The 22,717-nt window shown below is 62.4% G+C and carries 24 protein-coding genes; 13 read left to right on the plus strand and 11 right to left on the minus strand.

What is annotated here, in order from left to right:
* The first annotated feature begins 41 nt into the window (after nucleotides 1-41).
* Nucleotides 42-443 carry an RcnB family protein gene (locus Q4610_RS01500; RefSeq protein ID WP_304534248.1) on the plus strand — a complete coding sequence of 134 codons (402 nt, stop codon included), beginning with the start codon at nucleotides 42-44 and terminating at the stop codon, nucleotides 441-443.
* A gap of 149 nt (nucleotides 444-592) precedes the next feature.
* Complete coding sequence (locus Q4610_RS01505; RefSeq protein WP_304534249.1) at nucleotides 593-1,000, plus strand: BLUF domain-containing protein; 408 nt, start codon at nucleotides 593-595, stop codon at nucleotides 998-1,000.
* 7 nt (nucleotides 1,001-1,007) lie between these two features.
* Here Q4610_RS01505 and Q4610_RS01510 read toward each other — a convergent pair whose 3' ends face one another.
* Nucleotides 1,008-2,408 carry a GntP family permease gene (locus tag Q4610_RS01510; RefSeq protein WP_304534250.1) on the minus strand — a complete coding sequence of 467 codons (1,401 nt, stop codon included), beginning with the start codon at nucleotides 2,406-2,408 and terminating at the stop codon, nucleotides 1,008-1,010.
* A gap of 301 nt (nucleotides 2,409-2,709) precedes the next feature.
* Between Q4610_RS01510 and rpsF the strand changes: the two genes are divergently transcribed.
* The 9 genes from rpsF to Q4610_RS01555 all read left to right on the plus strand — a co-directional run bounded on the left by rpsF (nucleotide 2,710) and on the right by Q4610_RS01555 (nucleotide 8,922).
* Nucleotides 2,710-3,150 carry a 30S ribosomal protein S6 gene (rpsF, locus tag Q4610_RS01515; protein ID WP_304534251.1) on the plus strand — a complete coding sequence of 147 codons (441 nt, stop codon included), beginning with the start codon at nucleotides 2,710-2,712 and terminating at the stop codon, nucleotides 3,148-3,150.
* A 13-nt stretch (nucleotides 3,151-3,163) separates the two neighbouring features.
* Nucleotides 3,164-3,388, plus strand: a complete 225-nt coding sequence (gene rpsR, locus Q4610_RS01520; RefSeq protein WP_004212076.1) for a 30S ribosomal protein S18 — start codon at nucleotides 3,164-3,166, stop codon at nucleotides 3,386-3,388.
* A gap of 12 nt (nucleotides 3,389-3,400) precedes the next feature.
* The gene (rplI, locus tag Q4610_RS01525; protein WP_304534252.1) at nucleotides 3,401-4,000 is read left to right on the plus strand and encodes a 50S ribosomal protein L9; all 600 of its coding nucleotides are present in this window, start codon (nucleotides 3,401-3,403) and stop codon (nucleotides 3,998-4,000) included.
* 283 nt (nucleotides 4,001-4,283) lie between these two features.
* Entirely contained in the window at nucleotides 4,284-5,354 is a 1,071-nt protein-coding gene (locus Q4610_RS01530; protein WP_304534253.1) for an extracellular catalytic domain type 1 short-chain-length polyhydroxyalkanoate depolymerase, read from the plus strand.
* A gap of 61 nt (nucleotides 5,355-5,415) precedes the next feature.
* On the plus strand, nucleotides 5,416-5,748 hold the full coding sequence (locus tag Q4610_RS01535; protein ID WP_304534836.1) for a hypothetical protein: 333 nt from the start codon (nucleotides 5,416-5,418) through the stop codon (nucleotides 5,746-5,748).
* Nucleotides 5,745-5,978, plus strand: coding sequence for a hypothetical protein (locus Q4610_RS01540; RefSeq protein WP_304534254.1), 234 nt, complete (start codon nucleotides 5,745-5,747; stop codon nucleotides 5,976-5,978). The genes Q4610_RS01535 and Q4610_RS01540 overlap by 4 nt, the downstream gene beginning before the upstream one ends.
* A 111-nt stretch (nucleotides 5,979-6,089) precedes the next feature.
* Entirely contained in the window at nucleotides 6,090-7,025 is a 936-nt protein-coding gene (locus Q4610_RS01545; protein WP_304534255.1) for a DUF808 domain-containing protein, read from the plus strand.
* 101 nt (nucleotides 7,026-7,126) lie between these two features.
* Nucleotides 7,127-8,497: an MATE family efflux transporter gene (locus tag Q4610_RS01550; RefSeq protein ID WP_304534256.1), complete on the plus strand. Its 1,371-nt coding sequence runs from the start codon at nucleotides 7,127-7,129 to the stop codon at nucleotides 8,495-8,497.
* Between the two features lie 104 nt (nucleotides 8,498-8,601).
* Nucleotides 8,602-8,922: a hypothetical protein gene (locus Q4610_RS01555; protein ID WP_304534257.1), complete on the plus strand. Its 321-nt coding sequence runs from the start codon at nucleotides 8,602-8,604 to the stop codon at nucleotides 8,920-8,922.
* Nucleotides 8,923-8,973: 51 nt separating this feature from the next.
* On the opposite strand, the gene Q4610_RS01560 is transcribed toward Q4610_RS01555, so the two are convergent.
* The 10 genes from Q4610_RS01560 to Q4610_RS01605 form a co-directional block, all read right to left on the minus strand.
* Nucleotides 8,974-9,744, minus strand: a complete 771-nt coding sequence (locus Q4610_RS01560) for an ABC transporter permease (protein WP_304534258.1) — start codon at nucleotides 9,742-9,744, stop codon at nucleotides 8,974-8,976.
* Nucleotides 9,741-10,673, minus strand: a complete 933-nt coding sequence (locus tag Q4610_RS01565) for an ABC transporter ATP-binding protein (RefSeq protein WP_304534259.1) — start codon at nucleotides 10,671-10,673, stop codon at nucleotides 9,741-9,743. The genes Q4610_RS01560 and Q4610_RS01565 overlap by 4 nt, the downstream gene beginning before the upstream one ends.
* A gap of 62 nt (nucleotides 10,674-10,735) precedes the next feature.
* On the minus strand, nucleotides 10,736-11,365 hold the full coding sequence (locus tag Q4610_RS01570; protein WP_304534260.1) for a class I SAM-dependent methyltransferase: 630 nt from the start codon (nucleotides 11,363-11,365) through the stop codon (nucleotides 10,736-10,738).
* A gap of 301 nt (nucleotides 11,366-11,666) precedes the next feature.
* The gene (locus Q4610_RS01575) at nucleotides 11,667-12,590 is read right to left on the minus strand and encodes a sugar phosphate isomerase/epimerase family protein (RefSeq protein WP_304534261.1); all 924 of its coding nucleotides are present in this window, start codon (nucleotides 12,588-12,590) and stop codon (nucleotides 11,667-11,669) included.
* 19 nt (nucleotides 12,591-12,609) lie between these two features.
* On the minus strand, nucleotides 12,610-13,566 hold the full coding sequence (locus tag Q4610_RS01580; protein WP_304534262.1) for a sugar phosphate isomerase/epimerase family protein: 957 nt from the start codon (nucleotides 13,564-13,566) through the stop codon (nucleotides 12,610-12,612).
* Nucleotides 13,567-13,852: 286 nt separating this feature from the next.
* Complete coding sequence (locus Q4610_RS01585) at nucleotides 13,853-14,683, minus strand: nuclear transport factor 2 family protein (RefSeq protein ID WP_304534263.1); 831 nt, start codon at nucleotides 14,681-14,683, stop codon at nucleotides 13,853-13,855.
* A complete protein-coding gene (locus tag Q4610_RS01590; protein ID WP_304534264.1) occupies nucleotides 14,680-16,362 on the minus strand; it encodes a GMC oxidoreductase in 1,683 nt (560 codons plus the stop codon). Before Q4610_RS01590 ends, Q4610_RS01585 begins: the two co-directional genes overlap by 4 nt.
* Nucleotides 16,359-17,012, minus strand: a complete 654-nt coding sequence (locus Q4610_RS01595) for a gluconate 2-dehydrogenase subunit 3 family protein (protein WP_304534265.1) — start codon at nucleotides 17,010-17,012, stop codon at nucleotides 16,359-16,361. Before Q4610_RS01595 ends, Q4610_RS01590 begins: the two co-directional genes overlap by 4 nt.
* Before the next feature lie 94 nt (nucleotides 17,013-17,106).
* Entirely contained in the window at nucleotides 17,107-18,609 is a 1,503-nt protein-coding gene (locus Q4610_RS01600) for an MFS transporter (RefSeq protein WP_304534266.1), read from the minus strand.
* Nucleotides 18,610-18,735: 126 nt separating this feature from the next.
* Nucleotides 18,736-19,137 (minus strand): DoxX family protein, encoded by a 402-nt coding sequence (locus tag Q4610_RS01605; protein ID WP_304534267.1) that lies wholly within the window; start codon nucleotides 19,135-19,137, stop codon nucleotides 18,736-18,738.
* A 288-nt stretch (nucleotides 19,138-19,425) separates the two neighbouring features.
* Here Q4610_RS01605 and Q4610_RS01610 point away from each other — a divergent pair, with 288 nt between their 5' ends.
* Together Q4610_RS01610 and Q4610_RS01615 are read left to right on the plus strand one after the other, a co-directional pair.
* Nucleotides 19,426-21,768 carry a TonB-dependent receptor gene (locus Q4610_RS01610; RefSeq protein ID WP_304534268.1) on the plus strand — a complete coding sequence of 781 codons (2,343 nt, stop codon included), beginning with the start codon at nucleotides 19,426-19,428 and terminating at the stop codon, nucleotides 21,766-21,768.
* Nucleotides 21,769-21,921: 153 nt separating this feature from the next.
* A complete protein-coding gene (locus Q4610_RS01615) occupies nucleotides 21,922-22,689 on the plus strand; it encodes a TIM barrel protein (protein ID WP_304534269.1) in 768 nt (255 codons plus the stop codon).
* Nucleotides 22,690-22,717: the final 28 nt, after the last annotated feature.

Raw genomic sequence — 22,717 nt, forward strand, 5'->3', positions numbered from 1 at the left:
ACGCCACCCAATGGCGCATGGATAGCAGCAAGGAGCACGACATGTTCAAGAACATCCTGACATTCCTGGCCACCACCACCTTGGTCGCCAGCCCCATCGTCAGCGCGCAGGCGCAGGCCGCCCCCTATCATGGCGGGCAGCAGCGCCAGGAAGTCAGCCGCACCATCGTCAAGCAGAAGCCCAATGGCCGCACCGTGGTCAAGCAGCAGACGATCGTGCATCGGGCCAATGATGTCCGCCGCGACAATCATCGCCGCTGGAACAAGGGCCAGCGGTTCGACCGCCGCTATGCCACCAACTACCGCGTCGTGAACAATTATCGCGACTATCGCCTGTCGGCGCCGCCGCGTGGCTATCAATGGGTGCGTTCGGGCAATGACGCGGTGCTGATCGCCATCACCAGCGGCATCATCGGCGCGGTCGTGGGCAGCGCAATCCGCTAAAGCAATGGAGGCCGCACGATGCCCCAGGGGATTTCTTCCCCTGGGGCATCTTCCTGCGCGCGCGATCATGATCGAGGTTAAAAACGCGAGATTAAGGGATTTTGTCATATAGGAGGCACGGCCGGGGGGCGGCCATGTCGGGAATGTCCATGTCCTTGTATCAGATCATGTATATCAGCACCGTGGTCGGCACGGTCACGCCGCAGCAATGCGCGGCCATCGCCCAATTGTCCGCCATCAACAATCAGCGGGACGACGTAACCGGGCTGTTGCTGTTCAATTCGCGCCGCTTTTTGCAGGTGCTGGAGGGGCCGAAGGCGGCCGTCGACCGCATCTTTGCCCGCATCCACGCCGATCCGCGCCATCGCGCCGTCGTCAAGCTGCGCGAGGGGCCTATCGCCACGCGGGAATTTGGGCAATGGGCGATGGCCTATGACGATCCTGCACGCCCGTCCGACAGTCTGAAAAACACGGTTGCCGCCTTGCTGGAGCAGGCCGGGCCTTCGACCCGCGCGCATTTCACCGGGTCGGCCGACCTGCATCGCCCGGCAGCGTGAACGGCGCCTATACCAGTCCGGTCAGATAATAGACCGCGATCACGATGAATACGGTCAGCGTCTTGATCAGCGTCAGCGCGAAAATATCCTTATAGGCCTGCCGATGGGTCAGGCCCGTCACCGCCAGCAGGGTGATGACCGCGCCATTATGCGGCAGGCTGTCCATCCCGCCCGACGCCATGGACGCGACCCGGTGCAGCACTTCGCGCGGGATGCCCGCCGCATCGCCCGCCGCCACGAACTGGTCCGCCATCGCCGCCAGCGCGATCGACAGACCACCCGACGCCGACCCGGTGATGCCCGCGAGCGAGGTGACGGTGATGGCTTCGTTGACCAGCGGGTTGGGGATGGCACGCAGCGCGTCCTTGACGATCAGGAAGCCTGGCAGCGCCGCGATGACCGCGCCAAAGCCATATTCGACCGCCGTGTTCATCCCCGCCAGCAGCGCGCCGCCGACCGCCGCCTTCGATCCCTCCGCAAAGCGCCTGGCCACGGTGCCGAAGGCAAAGAGCAGGATCGTGCCGATCCCCAGCAGCAGCGCGCCCTCCACCGCCCAGAGCGCCGCCATCTGCGCTACCTTGACCGACACAGGTTCGGCCATGCCGGGCAGCGACAGCATGACCTGATCCGCCGCCATCCAGCGCGGGATCGCCAGGGTGAGCAGCAGATTGCCCACCCCCACCACCAGCAGCGGCAGCAGCGCGACCAGCGGATGCACCTTTGCATCGTCATCGACCATCTCAGGTTCGTTGACCAGCGTGCCGGGCGCGCCATAGCTCTCCCCCGCCGCCATCAGCTTTGCCCGCCGCCAGCCCAGATAGGCCAGCCCCATCGCCGCGATACAGGCGGAGCCGATCACCCCCAGCACGGGCGCGGCCCATGCGGTGGTGCCAAAGAAACTGGTCGGGATGATGTTCTGGATCTGCGGCGTGCCGGGCAGCGCGTCCATGGTGAAGGTGATGGCGCCCAGGCCGATGGTGGCGGGCACCAGCCGCTTGGGAATGTCGGCGCGGCGGAACATCTCTGCCGCGAAGGGATAGACGGCGAACACCGCGACGAACACCGACACGCCGCCATAGGTGAGCAGGGCGGTGACGATCATGATCGCCGGGATCGCCCTTCCCGCGCCCACCACCCCGATCACTGCGGTCACGATCGACCGGGAAAAGCCGGAAATCTCCACCAGCTTGCCGAACAGCGCGCCCAGCAGGAATACCGGGAAATAGAGTTTGAGGAAGGTCGCGACCTTTTCCATGAACAGGCCGGAAAAGGCGGCGGGCACGGCGGCGGGATCGGTCAGGAACACCGCCAGCATGGCCAGCAGCGGCGCCATCAGGATGACGCTCATGCCCCGATAGGCCGCGATCATCAGCAATATCAGCGCCAGGGCGGCAATCGCGACGGCCATGCATCCATTCCCTTCCAACATCCGTTCGCCCTGCGTAGAGGCTGAGCGTGTCGAAGCCTCGTATCGAAGGGGCGTGACAAAGCCTATCCCTCGATACCCGACTTCGACAAGCGCAGTGGCTCGCGCGACGAATGGAGAGGGGGCAAAGCTGCCCTTGCTTTCCTCCCCCCTTTCCGCCATAGGCCCGCCTTCGCTTGATGCCGGGGTGACTCACGCATCCCGCGATGCATTTGAGACGACAGCCGGAGGGGCGTTCCACATGGGGTGGGCGTCAGCGATCGGCCAACAGATGAGGCATGACATGGCTCTTTATGAGCACGTCTTCCTTGCGCGCCAGGATCTGGCACAGGCGCAGGTGGACGCACTGGCGGAAATCGCCACCAAGATCGTCGAGGACAATGAAGGCAAGGTCACGAAGGTCGAGACCTGGGGCCTGCGCAGCCTCGCCTACAAGATCGCCAAGAACCGCAAGGCACATTATGTGATGCTGAACATCGACGCCCCCGCCGGCGTCGTCGCGGAACTGGAGCGCCAGACCCAGATCAACGAAGACATCATCCGCTACATGACCGTCAAGGTCGATGAGCTGGAAACCGGCCCTTCGGTGATGATGCGCAAGCAGGAACGTTCCGAGCGTGGCGACCGCGGCCCCCGTGGCGACCGCGGCGACCGTGGCCCGCGCGGTGATCGCGAAGATCGTGGCCCGCGCCGCGACCGCGAAGACGCCCCGGCTGCTGAATAAGGAGATCTGAAACATGGCACGCCCGTTTTTCCGCCGCCGCAAAAGCTGCCCCTTCGCCGCCAAGGATGCGCCGAAGATTGATTATAAGGACGTCCGTCTGCTCCAGGGCTTCGTGTCCGAGCGCGGCAAGATCGTCCCCAGCCGTATCACGGCCGTTTCGGCCAAGAAGCAGCGCGAACTGGCCCAGGCCATCAAGCGCGCCCGTCACCTGGGCCTGCTGCCCTACATCGTAAAGTAAGGGAGTAACCCCATGGAAATCATCCTGCTCGAACGTATCGAGAAGCTGGGCGCCATCGGCGACATCGTCACCGTGAAGGACGGCTATGCCCGTAACTTCCTGCTGCCCAACAAGAAGGCCCTTCGTTCGAACAATGCGAACAAGAAGGTTTTCGAAGCCAACCGCGCCAAGATCGAGGCCGACAACGCCGCCCGTCGCACGGACGCCGAACAGGCTGCCGAAGGCGTCAACGGCAAGCAGATCGTCCTGATCCGCCAGTCGTCCAACGCCGGCCAGCTTTATGGTTCGGTTGCCGTGCGCGACATCGTCGATGCGCTGCACGCCGATGGCGTCACCAATGTCACCAAGGCAATGGTCGTGCTGGAACGCCCGATCAAGACCCTGGGCGTGTTCGACGTCAAGGTCGCGCTGCACCCCGAAGTCGCCGTGACGATCACCGTCAACGTCGCCCGTTCGCCGGAAGAAGCCGAGCTTCAGTCGCAGGGCGTGGACGTGATGGCCGACCTGTTCGAAAAGGACGAGAGCGGCTTCACCGAAGACTATGATCCCAATGCCGAGCCGGGCGAAATCGCTTCGGCCGCCAGCGACGAAGAAGAAGCCGAACAGGCCTGATTTCTTCCGAATGGATCGAACGAGAAAGCCGCCCCGCAACGGGCGGCTTTTTTGTTGGCGATGGCAGATTGGGCAAAGCGGATACGGACATCCTCCCATGGCAGGAGAGGTGGCTGGCCGGAGGCCGGACGGAGGGGTGTTGCCCTCTATCGGTGGGGGACGCCCCCTCCGTCCTCTCACCCCAGAAGAAATGCTGCACTGCGGGATCGTTGCATCAGGCGACCCGTTATGATGGTCTGGCGTACAGGTTCGCCGACGACCGTTCGCCAGCAAGGGGCATGAGATGAAAAATCCGTTCGCATCGACGATGAAGGCCGCGCGCCTGATGCGCAAGGGCCGTGCACTGTCGGCGGCGCTGGTCATGCAACGCGCCCTCATGACGCCAGCCAAGCCCGCCAAGAAGGCGGCCGCACGCAAGAGCGCCACTGCCAAGCCGGCCAGGCCTGCCGCGCCCGCGCTGCCGCCCCGCCCCCTGCCCGGCAGTTTCATCGACGGCATGTTCGACAGCAAGCATGGCGCACTGCGCTATAAACTCTACACCCCTACCGGATCGGCGCGCCGCCGCCTGCCCCTCGTCGTGATGTTGCATGGCTGTTCCCAGACGGCCGGGGATTTCGCGGCAGGAACCGGCATGAACCGCCTCGCCGATGAATTGGGCGTCATCATCCTGTATCCCGAACAGTCGGGATCGGCCAATGTCGCGCGCTGCTGGAACTGGCACCAGCCCCATAATCAGGTGCGCGGACGCGGCGAACCGGCGATGATCGCGGACCTGACGCGCCATGCGATCCTGCTGGGCCGGGCCGATCCGGCGCGGGTCTATATTGCCGGCATGTCCGCCGGCGGGGTCGCCGCCGCGATCATCGCTGCGGCCTATCCCTCGCTGTTCGTGGCCGTGGGCGTCCATTCGGGCCTCAGTTGCGGAGCGATCGACAGCCTGGGCGACGCGCTGGCCGCGATGCGCGGCCGCCCGCAAGCGCTCCCGTCGACGGCCCGCGTCACCCGCCCCCGGCCGACCATCCTGTTCCATGGCGATGCCGACAAGGTCGTGCATCCATCCAATGCGGACGGGTTTCGCGCGCTGCTGGAACGGTCGACCGCCGGGCCGATCGTCAGCCAGACGCGGCAGGGGCAGAGCGCGGGCGGGCGACATTATACCCGCACCGAACATCGCACCGCCCAGGGCGAGGTGATGCTGGAAAGCTGGACCATCCATGGCAGCGGCCATGCCTGGTCGGGCGGCCTGCGCTCGGCCTCCTATACCGATCCCGCCGGGCCGGATGCGTCGCGCGCAATGCTGCGCTTCTTCCTGGCGCGCCGGGGCAAGCCCCCGCGCCCGAAAGCCAGCGCCTGATATCGGAACGATTTCGTCACGATCGCGCGGAACGGTGATCATGGCTGCGCGTTCGACCGTGATGAAAGACCGCGCCCTGATCGAAAAACTGGCCCGCCACCTGGCAAGGGGGGCGCCGGACGCCTGGCCCGAACGGGTCGAGGATGCCGCCAGCATCCTTGCGCTGATGAAGGAACCCGATGGCGCGATGCGCGCGGCGGGCGACACGGCGACATGGGGCGCGATGATCGACGCGGCGCTGCGCGAACGCTGGTCCTTGCCCCGGCCGTCGGGCACGGAGGCGGCGGCCGATGGCGCGGACGAGGAAGGCGAGATCCGCCTGCCGCGCGAGGCCGTGGGCCATGACCGCGCCGATTGGGTGCATCTGCATCATGGGCAGGAGAAACCGGCATGAAGGGATTGTTGAAACTCGCGATCGTCACCGGCCTTGGCGCGATCGCGGTCAAGGGCGCGATCAAGGGCTGGCGCGAATGGATGGGTGACGACATGCAGCCGGCCCACCCGGCCGACAGCTTCATCCGCGACGCCGGCCCGCAACAGGGCATCGCGCCGCAGGACTGGGACAAGGTCGACGAACAATCCGATGAAAGCTTCCCGGCCAGCGATCCGCCGGGCAATTACTAAAGGCTACTAAAGGCCAATTACTGACAATCGCGGTTCCTTGCCCCGTCCGTGCCGCCCCTCTATGAGGCGCAGCCGAGGGCGTTATCGCCTGCAACAGGGGAATGAAAATCTATGCCTTCGGGTCTGATCGCGCTGCTCGATGACGTGGCGGGCATCGCCAAGCTGACGGCGACTTCGCTGGACGATGTCGCCGCCGCCGCCGGCAAGGCCGGGACCAAGGCCGCCGGCGTGGTGATCGATGACGCCGCCGTGACGCCCAAATATGTCATGGGCCTGACCCCGGACCGCGAATTGCCGATCATCTGGAAGATCGCCAAGGGATCGCTGCGCAACAAGCTGCTCTTCCTGCTACCGGCCGCCTTGCTGATGAGCGCCTTTGCGCCCTGGCTGCTGCCGCCGCTGCTGATGCTGGGCGGGGCCTTTCTGTGTTTCGAGGCGGTCGAAAAGCTGCTGGAGGCCTTCGCCGGCGGCCATGACCTGGCCGAAGAAGCCATCGAGACGCATAGTTCGGCCGAACTGGAAAACCGGAAAGTGGCGAGCGCGATCCGCACCGACTTCATCCTGTCGGGTGAGATCATGGCCATATCGCTGGGCACGGTGGCGGGCGAGCCGGTGTGGGAACAGGCAATCATCCTGGTCGTCGTCGCCATCCTGATCACGGCGGGCGTCTATGGCGTTGTCGGCCTGATCGTGAAGATGGACGATATCGGCCTGCATCTCGCGAAAAAGGATGGTGCGGGCACGCGGGTTATGGGCCGGGCCCTGGTGAAGGCGATGCCGGTGCTGATGGCGATCCTGTCGGTGGTCGGCACCGCCGCGATGCTGTGGGTCGGCGGCGGGCTGATCGTCCACGGCCTGCATGAATTTCATGTCGAGCCGATCCCCGGCGCGATCGACCATCTGGCGCAGGGCGCGGCGCAGGCCGTTCCCGCCCTTGGCGGCTTCCTGCACTGGCTGGTGACGGCGGTGGGCGGCGCGATCGTCGGGCTGGTGGTTGGCGGGGTGATCGTCGGCGCGCTGCATCTGTTGCCCTGGAAGAAACATTGAGCCATTTAGCATAGCGTGCTCCCGCACAGGCGGGAGCCCAGTTGAGACGTTCGAACTGGGTTCCCGCCTGTGCGGGAGCATGTGGTTTCAGGAATATCGTGATGGCCCACCCCTCCCCCTGGCGCATCGAGGCCAGCGCGCTGATCGCGCTGGCGCTGCCGATGATCGCGGGCAATATCGCCTGGTCGGCGATCGCCGCGACCGATCTGCTGCTGCTCGGCCGCCGGGGCGCCGAAAGCGTGGCGGCCGGCGCGCTCGCTATCAACCTGTTCCACGCGCTGCTGATCTTCGGCATGGGCCTTGTCACCGCCGCCTCGCCGCTGATCGCCAGCGAACGCGGCCGTCGCCGCCACAGCGTGCGCGACGTGCGCCGCACGGTGCAGCAGACGCTGCGTGCCGCTCTGTTCTTTGTATTGCCCGCCTGGGCAATCCTTTGGCAATGCGAGGCGATCCTGCTCGCCATGGGGCAACAACCCGATCTGGCGCATGGGGCCGGTCAGTTGATGCGCGGGCTGCAATGGGCGCTGCTGCCCTTTCTCTGCTTCACCACGCTGCGCAACTTCATCGCCGCGCTGGAACGGCCGATCTGGGGCCTGCTGGTCATGCTGGTGGCGATCCCGCTCAATATAGTTGCGGGCTGGGCGCTGATCTTCGGCCATCTTGGCCTGCCGGCGCTTGGCCTGTTCGGTGCGGGCCTGGCCAGCAGCCTTTCCTCCAGCTTCCTGTTCCTGGGCCTGCTGGGGGTCATCCTGATCGACCGGCGTTTCCGCCGCTACAGCCTGATGGGCCGTTTCTGGACCCGTGATCGCGAACGGCACCGGCAGGTCTGGGCACTTGGCCTGCCGATCGCCATTACGCTGGGGTTCGAAACGACCGTATTCAATGCCTCGGCTTTTCTGATGGGCCTGATCAACCGCGATTCGCTGGCCGCCCATGCCGTCGCGCTCCAGATTTCCGCGCTTGTATTCATGGTGCCGATGGGCATCGGTCAGGCCGCGACGGTGCGCGTCGGCATCGCCTATGGACGCGGGGACCGGGCCGGTGTCGGCCGTGCCGGCTGGCTGGCACTGTTGATCGGCACCGGATTTGCCCTCTGTTCGGGCGCGTTGCTGATCCTGATGCCGCATATGCTGGTGTCGGCCTTCCTTGACCTTTCCGATCCGGCCAATGCCCGCACCATCCGCCTGGCCACCAGCTTCCTTGCGGTCGCGGCGCTGTTCCAGCTTGTCGATGCGGCGCAGGCCGTGGGCGCGGGCGTGCTGCGCGGGGTGCAGGATACGAAGATGCCGATGATCTTCGCCCTGATCGGCTATTGGGTCGTGGGGATCGGCGTCGGCACGCTGCTCGCCTTCCCGCTGGGGCTGGAGGGCGTCGGCATCTGGCTGGGGCTGGCCAGCGGCCTGGGCGCGGTCGCGCTGCTGCTCATCATCCGCTGGAGCCTGCGCGAACGGCTGGGGCTGCTGCCAGGCTGACCCCTGATCCTGCCCATCATGTCGCATCGGTTGCACGGCACAGCCATGGTGCGGCGCACAAAACAATTGAAAGAATCGCGAAAATCGGTCAGGGAAACGACATCATGCAAGCCCCGACCGAGATTTTTGAAGCCATCGCGCTCCAGAAGTGCCTGAAGGTGACCTATAACAAGATGGTCGTCACCCTCGCCCCGCACATCCTGTACACCCGTCATGACGAATTGTTCATCGACGCCGTGACCACCGACCGCGACGGCCGCCCGCCGCGCGAATTGAAGCTGGGCACGTTCAAGCTGGTGGGGCTGTCCGACATTCGGGTGCTGGATGAACCGTTCGAGGCGATGTACGGCCTCTATAATGACGGCGACGACAAATATAAGGGCGTGACCCTGTTCGCCGTGACGCCGGAGAGCCAGGCGGCCTGACGGGCACCGCCTGATGCACGCAACACGATGGGCGGCCACCGGCCGCCCTTTTCATTTCTTCAGCCGATAGCCGGTCCTGAACATCCAGCCGATCACGCCGATGCACACCGCCAGCATCCCCGCGACGAAGATCAGGCTGAATTCGATCCCCACATCGCCCTTGCCGAAGAAGGTCCAGCGAAAGCCGGAGATCAGATAGACGATCGGGTTGAACAGCGTGATCGTGCGCCACGGCTCCGCGAGCATGTGCACGGAATAGAAGGCGCCGCCCAGGAAGGTCATGGGCATGATCAGCAGCAAGGGGATCACCTGCAACTGCTCGAAACTCTGCGCCCAGACCCCCAGAATGAAGCCGAACAGACAGAAACTGACCGCGATCAGCAGCATGAAACCGGCCATGGCCAACGGATGCGCGACCGGCACGTCGACGAACAGATGGGCGGTCAGGAAGATGATGATGCCCACGATCAGCGACTTGGTCGCCGCCGCACCGACATAGGCGATGACCGTTTCGGTCGCGGAAATGGGGGCGGATAAGAGTTCATAGATGGTGCCGGTGAATTTGGGCATGTAGATGCCGAAACTGGCGTTGAAGATGCTTTCGGTGAACATCGCCATCATGATGAGGCCCGGCACGATGAAGGCAGCATAGGGAATGCCTTCCACTTCCGTCATCCGCGACCCGATCGCCCCGCCGAACACGACGAAATAGAGCGATGTGGTGATGACGGGCACCAGCAGTCCGGTCAGCCAGGTGCGGCGAAAGCGATGCAGTTCGAATTTGTAGATGGACGCGATGGCGCGAAAATTCTGGAGGCTCATGCGGCCTTCTCCTGATGGACGAGGCTGACGAAGATATCCTCCAGGCTGCTCTGGCGGGTATTGAGATCCTTGTAGCCGATGCCCAGGTCGCCCAGCTTGCGCAGCAGCGACGACACGCCGGTCCGATCCGCCTGGGTATCGAAAATATATTCGATCTCATGCCCGTCGGCGCCCAGCGTCACGTTCCATTCGGCCAGGTCCGGCGGCACCGCGCCGATCGGATCGGCCAGCACCACGGTCAGCGTCTTCTTGCCCAGCTTCTTCATCAGGGCGGTCTTGTCCTCGACCAGCATCAGTTCGCCCTTGTTGATCACGCCCACCCGGTCGGCCATTTCCTCGGCCTCCTCGATATAATGGGTCGTCAGGATGATGGTAACGCCCGTCTGGCGCAGTTCGCCGATCAGTTTCCACATGTCGCGGCGCAGTTCCACGTCAACGCCCGCGGTCGGCTCGTCCAGGAACAGCACGCGCGGTTCATGGCTCAGCGCCTTGGCGATCATCACGCGCCGCTTCATCCCGCCCGACAATTCCAGGATCTTGGCGTGTCGCTTGTCCCAGAGCGACAGGTCGCGCAGCACCTTTTCGATATGCGCGTCGTTGCGCGGCTTGCCGAACAGCCCCCGGCTCAGGCTGACCGTGTCGATGACCCGTTCAAACTGGTCGGTGCTCAGTTCCTGCGGAACCAGGCCGATCGCACTGCGCGCGCCACGATAATCGCGCACGATATCATGGCCCGCCACCGTGACGCGCCCCCCGCTCGCCCGCGCGATGCCGCAGATGATCGAGATCATCGTCGTCTTGCCCGCGCCATTCGGCCCCAGCAGCGCGAAAATTTCGCCTTCCTCGATATGCAGGTCGACGCCCTTGAGCGCCGTGAAGCCCGACGGATAGATTTTCGTCAGGCCGTCAATTTCAATGATGGATGCCATGGATGGCCCTCTGCCCCTTGTCGCGTTGCAGCGAAGATAGGGGACAGATTGTGAAGCGCAACCTATTCGCCGCGACGGGAGAATCGAAAGACGGTTGCGGGCGGAAAGTTGCGTACCGTCTGCCCGGCACGCACCACATCGAGGTCGAGCGCGTCGAGAATTTCGCGGCTGACCGGCGGGCGCATCGAATAGGTGAACTGCACGAAACTGCCGCCCGGTTTCAACATGCGGAAGGATTCGGTCAGGATGTCCGCATGCATATGCCGGTCCATCGCCAGCAGCGGCAGACCGCTCACCACCGTCTGATAATCGCCGGGCGCGCCGGCGGTCGCGGTCGACACGATCTGGGCCGGGGTTTCCAGCACGGAGACATGGGGGAAGTGCCGGCGCAGCCCGCGCGCGAAGGCGGGGTTGATCTCCACCACTTCCAGCTTTTCCGGCGGCAGGCCGGTTTCCAGGATCGCGCGGGTGAACACCCCGGTGCCACCGCCCAGTTCCAGCACGCGCCCTTCCTGCGGATCGATCTGCGCCACCATGATGCGGGCCAGATAGCGACTGGACGGCACGACCGATGCGGTCTGGCGCGGCTTCTTCACCCAGGCGGCCAGGAAGTCGAGATATTCGGTCGCGCGCGCGCGAAACTCGCCATTGGGCAGGGCTATGGCCCGACTGCGCTTGGGCTTATGCTGCATGTGCGGGATAGGACCGGCTTATCATCGCGACTCCCTTAGCGATGTGAACGGGCCACGTCGATTGACTTTAGCGTCTGCCGGGATTCGGACAGAAACGTTTCGACGGACGCCCCGCCGGCGAAGATCGCGCCGGATTGCCTGGGCAAGCGGCGCGATCCCGGACGTTGCGGGGAAATAATCGGCTTGTCATGAAAGGCGGTGCTGGGGATTGCCCGCACCGGGCACCCCCCTCCATTACGGGCTGCATGATCCGCCATCACAGCCGGGGTTGAACAGAGTCTCCAGCACCCGACAACCGCCCTCAGTCGTAGATCGGCCGCAGTTCGTTATCGAGATAATAGCGCGTCATCGCCATCGAGGCGAGCAGGTCCGGCGAACCGTCATATTCGATGGACATCCAGCCCTTGAACCCATGCTGCCTGAGCGCGTGGTAGAGACCCTTCAGGTCAAGTTCGCCCTGGCCCGGTTCCCAGAACCAGCGCCTGCCATCGTCGGTAATTTCAGGATCCTGTGCGTAGCGCACGCTGTCGGGCTGCTTTGCAGATGCCGTGTCTTTTAGGTGAAATGTGCTGATACGTTCGTGATAGTCGTTGTAGAATGTCAGCAAATCCTCGCCCATGATCGCTATCTGGGCTGTATCTATGCAGTAATGCACCAAATTTGGATCTGTCGACTCTATCAGTTCGCGGTGATTTTGCAGATTGATCGCGCAGAAAAACTCGTTGTGCAAGCCCAGCTTGACCCCATGATCGGTCGCATAGCGGCCAATCTCGTTCATCACCTTCGCACATTGTTGCACTTCGTCCCGGCTGAGAGGCCCCGTCCCGAAATAATTCTGGGTCGGGCAGGTGTTCATGTAGGTGCCGCCGAACTTCACGATCGTGTCGACCGCCTCGCGCCCTGAACGAACAGCCTCGTCGAAATGCCCCTGGTCATGGGACGCATGGGCCCCATGGAACATGCCGATGACAGTCACGCCGCGTTCTTTTGCAAACTGGGTGAAATTCTCCGGCGAGCCAAACAGCGGGAGGAGATCGGCCAAGTCCCACGGCGCCAGCTCGATTCCGTCGAAGCCGAGAGCGGACTGATATTTCAGGATATTATCCCAATCGGAATAATAGGCGCTGTTGCTGTTGTCTTCATAATAGAATTCGCGAAAATTATCGATTTTCCGGTACGGAATTGTTTTCCAGTGGGCCATATTGGCATAGCGAATATTCGGCATCGCGGCGTCTCCGTCCGTCTTATTTCTGCAATTGGTTGAGCAAGGCACGGGTTCTGAGCAGCGCGCGAAAGGGATCTCTCGTCTGGCGGGCGCTACAGATGACCGGCCCTTGATAGTTCAGCCTGTCGAGCAAAGCCGCGATGTGCGGCAGATCGACCGATCCGGTCCCAGGATCGCGGAATATCTGCGTGGCGTGATGGTCGGGAAATTCAGGATTGGGCGTTTTCCAGACATGCTGCGTATCGACGAAGTTGGTATCGGTCAGATGCACGCAACCGATGCGGCCAATCTGCGCCTCTATAAAGTGCGTGGCCGACACGCCGGCGACGAACAGGTTCGCCGTGTCCACGTCCAGCTTCACACTATCGGGCAGGGCGTCCAGCAGCGGGAATAGCCGGTCGCCACCAAACAGGCTCCAATATTCATTCCGCAGGACGAGCGTGACCCCCAGCGCTTCTGCCTTGGCGGCAAGCCCTTCCAGCAGTTCGATCGTGCGCTGCGTGAAGGCCTCTTTCTGTGCCTCCAGATCGGGATGATATTGGGCGATACGCCCATAATAGGGCGATGGGCTGATGGCGAGATAGTCGGCCCCCATGTCCGCGGCGTGGGCAAGCGCCTCGTTCGCGAAATGACCAGTCGCGCCGAAATAGAAATTCAGATTGTCATTGCGCATGAACAGATTGGGATCGAAGCTGATGCCGGTCACGCGCCCGATGCCGCTTGCGCTCAGCACTGCGCGATATTTGGCCGCGCTTTCATATTTGGTATTCACGCAATAGCGGTTGAACGGCACGCCGCTGCGCCCGCCAAACTGCCAGACCGGCTCATAGGGCATCTCTATCGCCGAAAAGCCGGATGCGGCGATCAGCGTGTAAAGCTCCTCCCAGAAATACCGGCTTTCATACCGATTGCGGTTGGGTTCCTGATAATGGCGATTGATCAGATCGAGGCTTATCGCGATCGCGTCTGTGTTCATGGTCGGATTCAGGCTCCTCGGACAGCGGCGCTACACATGACGCGGCTTGATTCATTGCGGGATGTGCGCTGGCGGTCCTCATTCAGATCGGACGACAGGCAGCGGACAACTCAAAGATATAAAAACTAAAACTATTATACTAATAATATGCAAGCAGTGTCAATGTCGCATGCTGCACGGCAGGCATGACAGGCGATCGCTGCGGGCGATTAGCCAATCATGTCAGCCGCCGCATCGCCACCATTATGGCGCCCCCGTTCGCCCCCCCCTGAACCGGGGCGATCGGTCAGAACATGGGATGGGCATTGCTTGCATTCCTGGGAATGGGTTGGAACATATCCCAATGTTCCACGATCTTCCCGCGATCGAACCGGAATATCTCGACAATGGCGGCGCCCTGATCGTCGGTCGACAATTTGCCCCGATAATGAACCGCTGCCAGATTGCCGTCGATCAGCACGCGCTGGACTTCGAAAGTGGCCCCCGGTGCGGCGCGCAACCCCTTGATGGCTGCAATGGCGGCAGCACGCCCCTGCCCCATGCGCGCATTATGCTGGATCAGGTCTGCTGCGACATAAGCGGCATAAGCCGCCTCCACCCGGTTCTGGCGGAACAGCAAATCGACAAACCGCAAAAAGCGGCGGCGATTGGCCATGGCATCCTCTTGCCGGGGGGGCGCGGGTTCGGCGGCGGCCAGCGGATCGGTCCCGGCTTCCACTGGCTGAATGACGTCCCAATGCTCCGCGATTTTCCCGTCCTTGAGGCGATAGATATCCGCAACGGCGGCGCCCGACGTGCCCGGCGTCCCTTGGCCATGGAGGTGGACGAGGGCCAGATCGCCATCAACCAGCACATGCCTTACATCGAAGCGCGATCCCGGCGCAGCGAACATCGGGGCCAGCGCCGCAACGGCGGCCTGCGGGCCATCGGGCAGTCCGGGATTATGCTGGATATAATCGGCCGACACATGATCGGCAAAGGCGCCGGCCACGTCCCGCTGTCCATAAAAGCGTTCGATGAATTGCGACATGATCGCGCGGTTATCGGCTGTCCGCGCAACCGCCAGCGGTGCGCAGAGGACGGCGACGACTGCGCACAGGGAAAGGAGGCGATTCATAGCTGGCCGGCCTTCAGCAGGGTGACGGCATGGTCACATGCCCGCGCGGTCAATGCCATGTAAGTGAGCGAGGGGTTCTGGCAGGCGGACGAACTCATCTGCGCGCCGTCGGTCACGAACAGGTTGGGGACATCATGGGCCTGGCTCCATTTGTTGAGGACGGAGGTGGCCGGATCATGCCCCATGCGCGCGCCGCCCATTTCATGGATGGCCGATCCGCCTATGCCCGGCTTGTCGAACCCCATGATGACATGGCCGCCCGCCTGCTCCATCATCGCCGCGGCTTCGACCTTCGCGTCGGCCAGGGCCTTCATCTCATTGTCGCCATGCGCGAAATGGATGTTGAGCTGCGGCAATCCGTGCGGATCGCGCTTCTTCGTGTCCAGCGTCAGCCGGTTGGTCGCGCGCGGCAGGCTTTCGGCAAAGCCGACGAACACCATCCGCCAAGGGCCAACCTTCTGATTCTGTTCCTTGTACGCCTTGCCAATACCCGCCGATCGCTTGGCCGCGGTCCAGCCGCTTTGCAGCGCGCCGCCCTGAAAACTATATCCGCGCGTGAAATCGCCATCCTTCTTGTCGAGGTTGCGATAGCGCGGGATGATGACGCCGGTTGGCCGGTTGCCAAAGCTGGTGCGATCCTCGAAGCCCGGCATTATCGCCATGGTGGACAGGGTCGATGCATGGTCCATGATGTGGGTGCCAAGGACGCCACTGCCATTGGCCAGCCCGTCGGGAAAAGCCTCCGACTGCGATCGCAGCAGCAGATGCACGCTGTTGAACGATCCGGCGTTGAGGAAGATGATCCTGGCCCCGAACCGGCTGCGTTCGCCTGTCTTGCTGTTCAGCACGCGCACGCCGGTCGCTTTGCCGGTTGCCGGGTCATGATCGACGGCTTCCACCAGCGAGTCGGTCAGCAGCGTCAGATTGCCGGTCTTTTGCGCGGCAGGCAGGGTTGAACTCTGCGTGCTGAAATAGGCGCCGTAGGAACAGCCCCGCGCACAGATCGAGCGATACTGGCACGGCGAACGGCCCTCCTTGGCCACTGTCAGGTTCGCCGTCCGGCCCACCGTCAGGCATCGGTCGGGCCATCGCTCCGCTATCCTGGCGCGCACATGTTTTTCGACCGCGTTCAATGGCATGGGTGGCTGGAACCGGCCGTCCGGCAGCGACGCCAGGCCCTCCGCCGCGCCCGACACGCCGATAAATTCTTCGACATGGTCATACCAGGGGGCGACATCGGCGTAGCGGATGGGCCAGTCCGTGCCATAGCCATCGAGCTTGTTGGCACCGAAATCATAGTCGGACCAGCGATAGCTTTGCCGCCCCCAGGTCAGCGATCGCCCGCCAAGCTGATAGCTGCGCCACCAGTTGAACTGGGTGCCCTCCGCCACCGAATAAGGATTGTCCTTGTCGTTGACGAAATGATTCTGGGTGAATTCGGTGAAATGGCGATTGAGCCGCTGGACAGGATATTCCGCCGCGTAGAGGCGCGCGTCCCCCTCCCCGCGAAACTCCATCTCCCAGGGCGCTTTGGTTTCCGTTTCATAGCCGGTACCATGCTCGATCATGCGTCCCCGCTCGATCATCAGCACCTTCAGACCCTTTTCGGTCAGTTCCTTGGCCGCCCAGCCTCCGGTGATGCCGGAGCCGACGACGATCGCATCAAAATCCATGGTCATCCAAAATCCACCGCTGTCCAATCACTCGACCAGGATCGGTTGTTGGCCGGCAAAGGCAGGTCTGGGTCGAAGCGACCCGGCACAAGTTCATATTGCAGCTCGCGGCTCGCACCGACTTCCGACGTGTAATAGCCGGTCAGGATCAGCGCCTTGATCTTGCGCCATGGGTGGTCGCCCTGATCCTGCGCATAGGCGGCCGCATCATAGGCCGTCAGAACGGCGGTTTGGCGCGCCGGCGACAAGCTGGTAAAGGTGCCCTGCGACCGGCGATCCAGTTCGCCGGCGACCAGGTCCAATATGGGCAGGCCGCCCCTGTCCGGCTGCATCTGCACGCGCGCCATCGTTTCGGGCGCGGTGCCGTCAAGGCCGTGGAGCAGGGCCAGTTCGACGAAGGCGGGCACACCGACCGCCAGCGCGCCGGGCGTATCGGTCGCGGGGATCACGAGATCGGCGAGTCTTTCGAGCAGATGCCTTTGCGACGCGCTGGCGCCGGCACCGGGCTGTTCGCGCGTCTGGCTCCATATCGCAAGGGGCGTGCCGACCAGCAGACCAAGGGCGAACATGCCGCCCAATATCTGTCGCCGATCCGCCAAGCCCGGATGCCATCCAGTGTCGACCGGATGCGGCCCGGCGCCGCTGTCACTATCCATAGCCTCTCCTTGAGGACTGTCGCCTTGCACAATAACGAACTATAATTCTATTTCTTACAGTATGGATCGCCCCTTGCCAATGGGCTTTTATGGCTCAGGCTTTCGCCCTGTCCTCCCGGATTTTGAGCGACCTGGGGATCATCAGCGCAACCAGCGCGACAGCCAGCAACCCTGCGGCAATACAGTAGCTGGACCAGGTGAAGGCGCTGATCGCATCTGCCCTGCCGCCATCATTTTCCGGCTGGATCGAAAAGAATAATGTCCCGATCGCCGCGGCGCCGACCGCGCTGCCCAGTTGCTGGGTCGCCTTCAACAGTCCCGATGCCGATCCGGCATAGCCGACATCGACCTCCGACAGCGTACAAGGCCCCAGCGGGCCGCCCGTCAGACCCATGCCCAATCCCATGAACAATAATGGAAGCGCCAGCATAAGCGGGGTGGGTGCAACCTGCCAGTGCAGGACAGCCAGGAGCGACATCAGTGACACTGCCATGAGCAGCGCGCCCCAACTGATGATCACCGGACCGAAACGGGGCAGCGCCTTGCGCGACAACATGCCGATCGCAAAGGATGCGCCGAATGCGAAGGGCACATGGGTCAGGCCGACCTGCGCCGCGCTGAACCCCAACCCGCGCTGCAAGGCCAGCGCCAGGGTAAAGAGCAGGCCGCCCGTGGCCGTCTGGAACATCAGGGTGGTGGTCAGGCCCAGGGTGAAGGCGCGCGCATGGAACAGGTCCGGCACGATCAGCGCCGATCCGTCGCGCTTCATCCGCGCGAGGCTGTACCAGGCCAGCGTCAGGGCGATCGGCACGCCCATGGCCATCATCGCAAAGCCCCAGAGCGGCCAGCCATATTGCCGCCCCTGGATCAGCGGAAAAATCAGCATGAACAGCAGCAGCATGACAAGCAGCGTACCGACCATGTCGAGCCGGGGTCGGCGATCGGAGCGCCCGTTGGGCAGTATTTTTATCGCGAAATAGATGGCGACGACGCCGATCGGCAGATTGATCAGGAAAATCGGTCGCCATTCCAGACCGAACAGATTGGCGCTGATCAACGCCCCGCCGATGACGGGGCCGAGCACGGCCGCCAGCCCGCCCAATATGCCAAACAGGCCCAGCGCCGCGACACGTTCCTGTGGCGCGTACATCACCTGGGTCAGCGACATGACCTGGGGCAGCATGATCGCCGCTGCGCCGCCCTGCAACAGACGGGCGACAATAAGCTGATCGGGGTTGGCGGCGATGCCGCAGAGCAGCGATGTCAGGGTGAAACCGATGACGCCGATCAGGAAAGCACGTTTATAGCCGAAAATATCGCCGATACGCCCACCTGTGATCAGCAGCAGCGCAAAGATGGTCGAGTACCCCGCCACCATCCACTGCACCTGGGCATCGCTGGCCCCGAATCTGCCTTGCAGCGTGGGTACGGCGACGTTGATGATGGTCATGTCGACCAGATCGAGCACCATGGCCGTGGCGACGATGGCCAGCGCCATGGTGCGCTGCCGGCCGGTCAGGCCCGCTGCGGCCTGCTGCGCATTGTCGCTGATGCGGCCGCCTTCCAGCGGCCTCGTTCCCCTCTCTGCCTGACGCATCCACCCCATCCCGAAACAGGCCCGCCTATGCGTGCCCGCATCATAAAAGAATAAAAATTCTAATATGGAAAATGTCCTATCGGGCCTGATCCGTCAAGGTCGCAGATCATCCTGAAGGGCCCATCGTCACAGCCCCGATACGGCCTTCCGTCGCAAAATGCTGCGAATGCCCACGACCAGGAGCAACAAGGCTATGAGGATCAGATTTTGCGCAAGCGCCCCGGCCAAATCACCGCGATAGGCATGGAATATAATCGCGATACCCTGATTGACGATCAACAGGATCGCAGCCCAACCGGCCCACGAACCGCGCGAACGCAGCATGATGGGCATGACCAGAGCGATGGCACAGGCGATTTCGCTGACGCCCACGATGCGCGCGACCGGCTCAGGCAGACCGGCAACCCATGCGTGATAGCGCGCCAGATCCGCCATCGGGGCGGTTGCCTTCATGAAGCCGACAAAAGCGAAAAAGGCCGCCAGCAGGCTTTGCACCATCCATGACACAGCCATCGCAAAAAGCCGCATATCCCGCTCCATAACAATATTATTATTACTATTCTTATATTATTGAGCATGGGGGTCAAGCTGGCGTGCCATGGGCTTTCCACCCGCCTGGGCCGGCACCACCGCCCTGCCCCTGCCCCTGCCCCGGCCGATCCTTTAGGGGGATTTGCGTATTTCCAGGACAGATCGATGGCCAATACCCTGACAAATTTTCCAACAACCGCTTGACGACTCCGATTCCCCTAAACTAGAACGATGATTGTTATTCACTGCACTGGGCCAACCAGTCGGTTCTTTGGGGAGGACAGTATGAAGCTATTCGTCAGCGTTTCGGCGGTCGCAATGATCGCAGCAATCGGCAGCGTTACGACAGCCCATGGTGCTGAAAACGCGCCGCAGGATGGCACCGCTGGCGCGCCTTCGGTCGCGACGGCGTCCGATGCATCATCCGATTCGGCCGACATCATCGTCACCGCTCAGAATCGCCAGCAGTCGGTTCAGGACGTGCCGATCGCGATTTCGGTTTTGTCGCGCGACCAACTGGTGTCGGCCGGCGTCACGGATGTCGCCTCCATCGAAAAGGTTTCGCCTTCCCTGCAAATGACGAAGGACACGACAGCCACGCGCGTCACGGTGCGCGGCGTCGGCACGCTCAGCAATGGCGAGACGCAGGATCAGTCGATCGCCGTCAATATCGATGGCGAATATATCAATCGCCCGACTGTATTGAATGCCGCCGTTTTCGACCTGGAGCGGGTTGAAGTCCTGCGCGGCCCTCAGGGCACCCTCTATGGGCGCAACTCGACCGGCGGCGCGGTCAACTTCATCACCCGCAAGCCTGGCAAGGAATTTGCCGTCAACGGCTCGGCGACATATGGCAATTACAATCAGGTGATCGCGGAAGGCGGGGTCGACCTGCCTCTCGGTTCCATCGGCGCCATTCGCCTGTCAGGCATTTATTCGGATCACAAGGGCTATAACAAGCATAATAACAGCTATCTGACATTGCCGCAGTTCACGGCGCGCCAGGGCAGGCGCAGCGGTGACGACCATACATGGGGTGGTCGTGCGACACTGCGCCTGACGCCGGCCGATGGCCTGACGATCGATGCGACCTATGAGCATGTCGAGCAGAAGATCATCCCGTCGTCCCAGGCCTATGCCAATCTCAACCTGCCGGCCAACGGTCCCGGCGCCAATTGCCAGTTGAACGGATTTGTCGAAGTCGGTCCGACGACGCCGGGCGTCCAGTGCATTCCGCAGAATACCAATTTCCTGCGCCGGATCGATCGCCATACCTATGACGCACCCATCTCCGGCATCGGCATTTTCAATCTCCAGTCGGACGCAATACGCGGCCGCCTTGCTTATGATTTTGGCCCGGCGACGCTGACCTACACAGGCGGCTATCGCAACACGCATAATGAAGGGGCGCTTGGTCTTGGCCCGGCCTATTTCAACCGTAACTGGGGTACGGACATCAAGACTCACAGCCATGAGCTGCGCCTGAATGGCGAAGCGAGCGGCATCCAATGGCAGACCGGCGTTTTCTATTTTCAGGAGGAATTGGGCACCAACACCGGGCTTTACAATCCGTTTGTCGGGCCGAAAGGCAGCTACATCAACTATTTCCGTCGCCCCACGACCAGCAAAAGCTGGTCCGCTTTCGGGCAGGTCGAAGTCCCGCTGGCTGAAACGCTGACCGCGGTGGGCGGCCTGCGCTATACCAAGGACAAGCGCAAGGCGACCTATAATAATTACGGCTTCCAGTTCAATTCCGGCCTGATCGAAATCACCACTCCGGCAGCCAGACCGCTGAAATTGCGTTATAGCGGTGATCAGTTCAACTATCTGGTGGGATTGAACTACAAGCCTGATTCCGACACGCTGATCTATGGCAAGGTATCGTCGGGCTACAAGGCTGGCGGCTTCGACGCGGTCGGCACCTTCGCGCCCGAAAAAAACACCGCTTATGAAGGCGGCATGAAGCTGAACTTCGGCCCCGGTTCACGCAACCAGTTCAATGTCGCGGGCTTCTATTATGATTATAAGGATCTGCAGAACGACGTGCTGCTGGACGCGGCGCTGGGGGCGCAGACCTTCAATTCGGGTAAAGCCACCATCTATGGCGTTGAAGTCGAAGCGGTCATCAATTTGTCCGACAATGACCGTTTCAATGCCACGTTCAACTATCTGCATGCGAAATATGGCGAATTCCTCGCCTCTTATGCGATTTTCAATCCGGCCAACCCGAACCAGACCTCCTTGCTGGCCGTGGACAATCCCGACCTGGCGGGCAATCGCCTGGCCCAGACACCGAAATTCGTGATCGGCGCGGGGTATCAGCATGTGTTCCAGCTCGGTTCGGCCGGCACGCTGACCGCAAACGCCTTCACCCGGTTCAAGAGCGACTATTTCCTGACCTTCTTCAACTATCGCGACTCCCGTCAGGAAGCCTTCACGCAAAGCGACCTGAGTCTGGAATATCGTCCCGAAAGTGGCAGGTTCGGCGTTCAGGCCTATGTCCGCAACCTGGAAGACACGCGGCCGCTGACCTATGCCGGCTATACTGCGGCGGGACCGGACGATATCTTCAACTTCCAGTTCGGCGCACCGCGCACCTATGGCGTCCGGGTGTCGTTCGACTTCTGACGCTATTGCAATCGTCGCATCCCCGTAACCGGGATGCGGCGATTGCTGTTTGCATCCAATATCAGGGACGATTTTGGCCAGGCCGACAAAATCTCTTCCTCTTTCCAAAATGCCGAGCCCAGCCTTGATGCCAAAGGCGACCGGAGACTGAACATGTATCTTTCCGCCTGCATCGAATGGCTGTTCAAGGACGAAAATCCGCATTTCCCCGATCGCATCCGGGCGGCGAAGGCGGCCGGACTTGAATCCGTGGAATTCCATCTGTGGAACGACAAGCCGATCGGCGAGATCAGGACGGCCTTGGACGAGACGGGCGTGCAACTCAGCAGTTTCTGCGTCGAACCGCGCCGCAGTCTGGTCGATCCGGCGCAACATGACGAATTTCTGGCCGCAGTCGCGGCAACGATCGAAACCGCCAAGTCGCTTGGACGACCGCCGCTGGTCATCGCGTCCGGCTTCACCCGTGAAGGCGTAAGCCTCGACGAACAGCGCGCCGAGGCCGTCAAGGCGCTCAGGCAGGCGGCGGCCCTTGCGGCGGCAGCCGGCATCATCCTGATATTGGAGCCGCTCAATACGATCGTGTCGCATCCGGGCATGTATCTGTCGAGCACGACATTGGCGCTGGATATTATCGAGGAAGTCGCCAGCCCGAACCTGCGCCTGCTCTATGATGCGTTCCATTCCAACGTCATGGGCGAGGATATGGAAGACGTGCTCAAGGGGCGCATCCATCTGGTCCATCATGTGCAGTTTGCCGACAATCCCGGTCGGAACGAGCCGGGCACGGGCACGATCGACTGGACTGCGACCGTCGCAAAGCTGCGGGCGCTTGGCTATGATGGCGGGATCGGACTGGAATATCTGCCGACCATGCCGTCCGTGGAATCGATCGCCAAGTCGCGTGAGGCAACCGGCCTCTGAAAACGGCGGTCACAGCCGTATGAAGGTT

The sequence above is a fragment of the Sphingobium cyanobacteriorum genome (genome assembly GCF_030580935.1).
GTDB classification, from domain to species: domain Bacteria; phylum Pseudomonadota; class Alphaproteobacteria; order Sphingomonadales; family Sphingomonadaceae; genus Sphingobium; species Sphingobium cyanobacteriorum.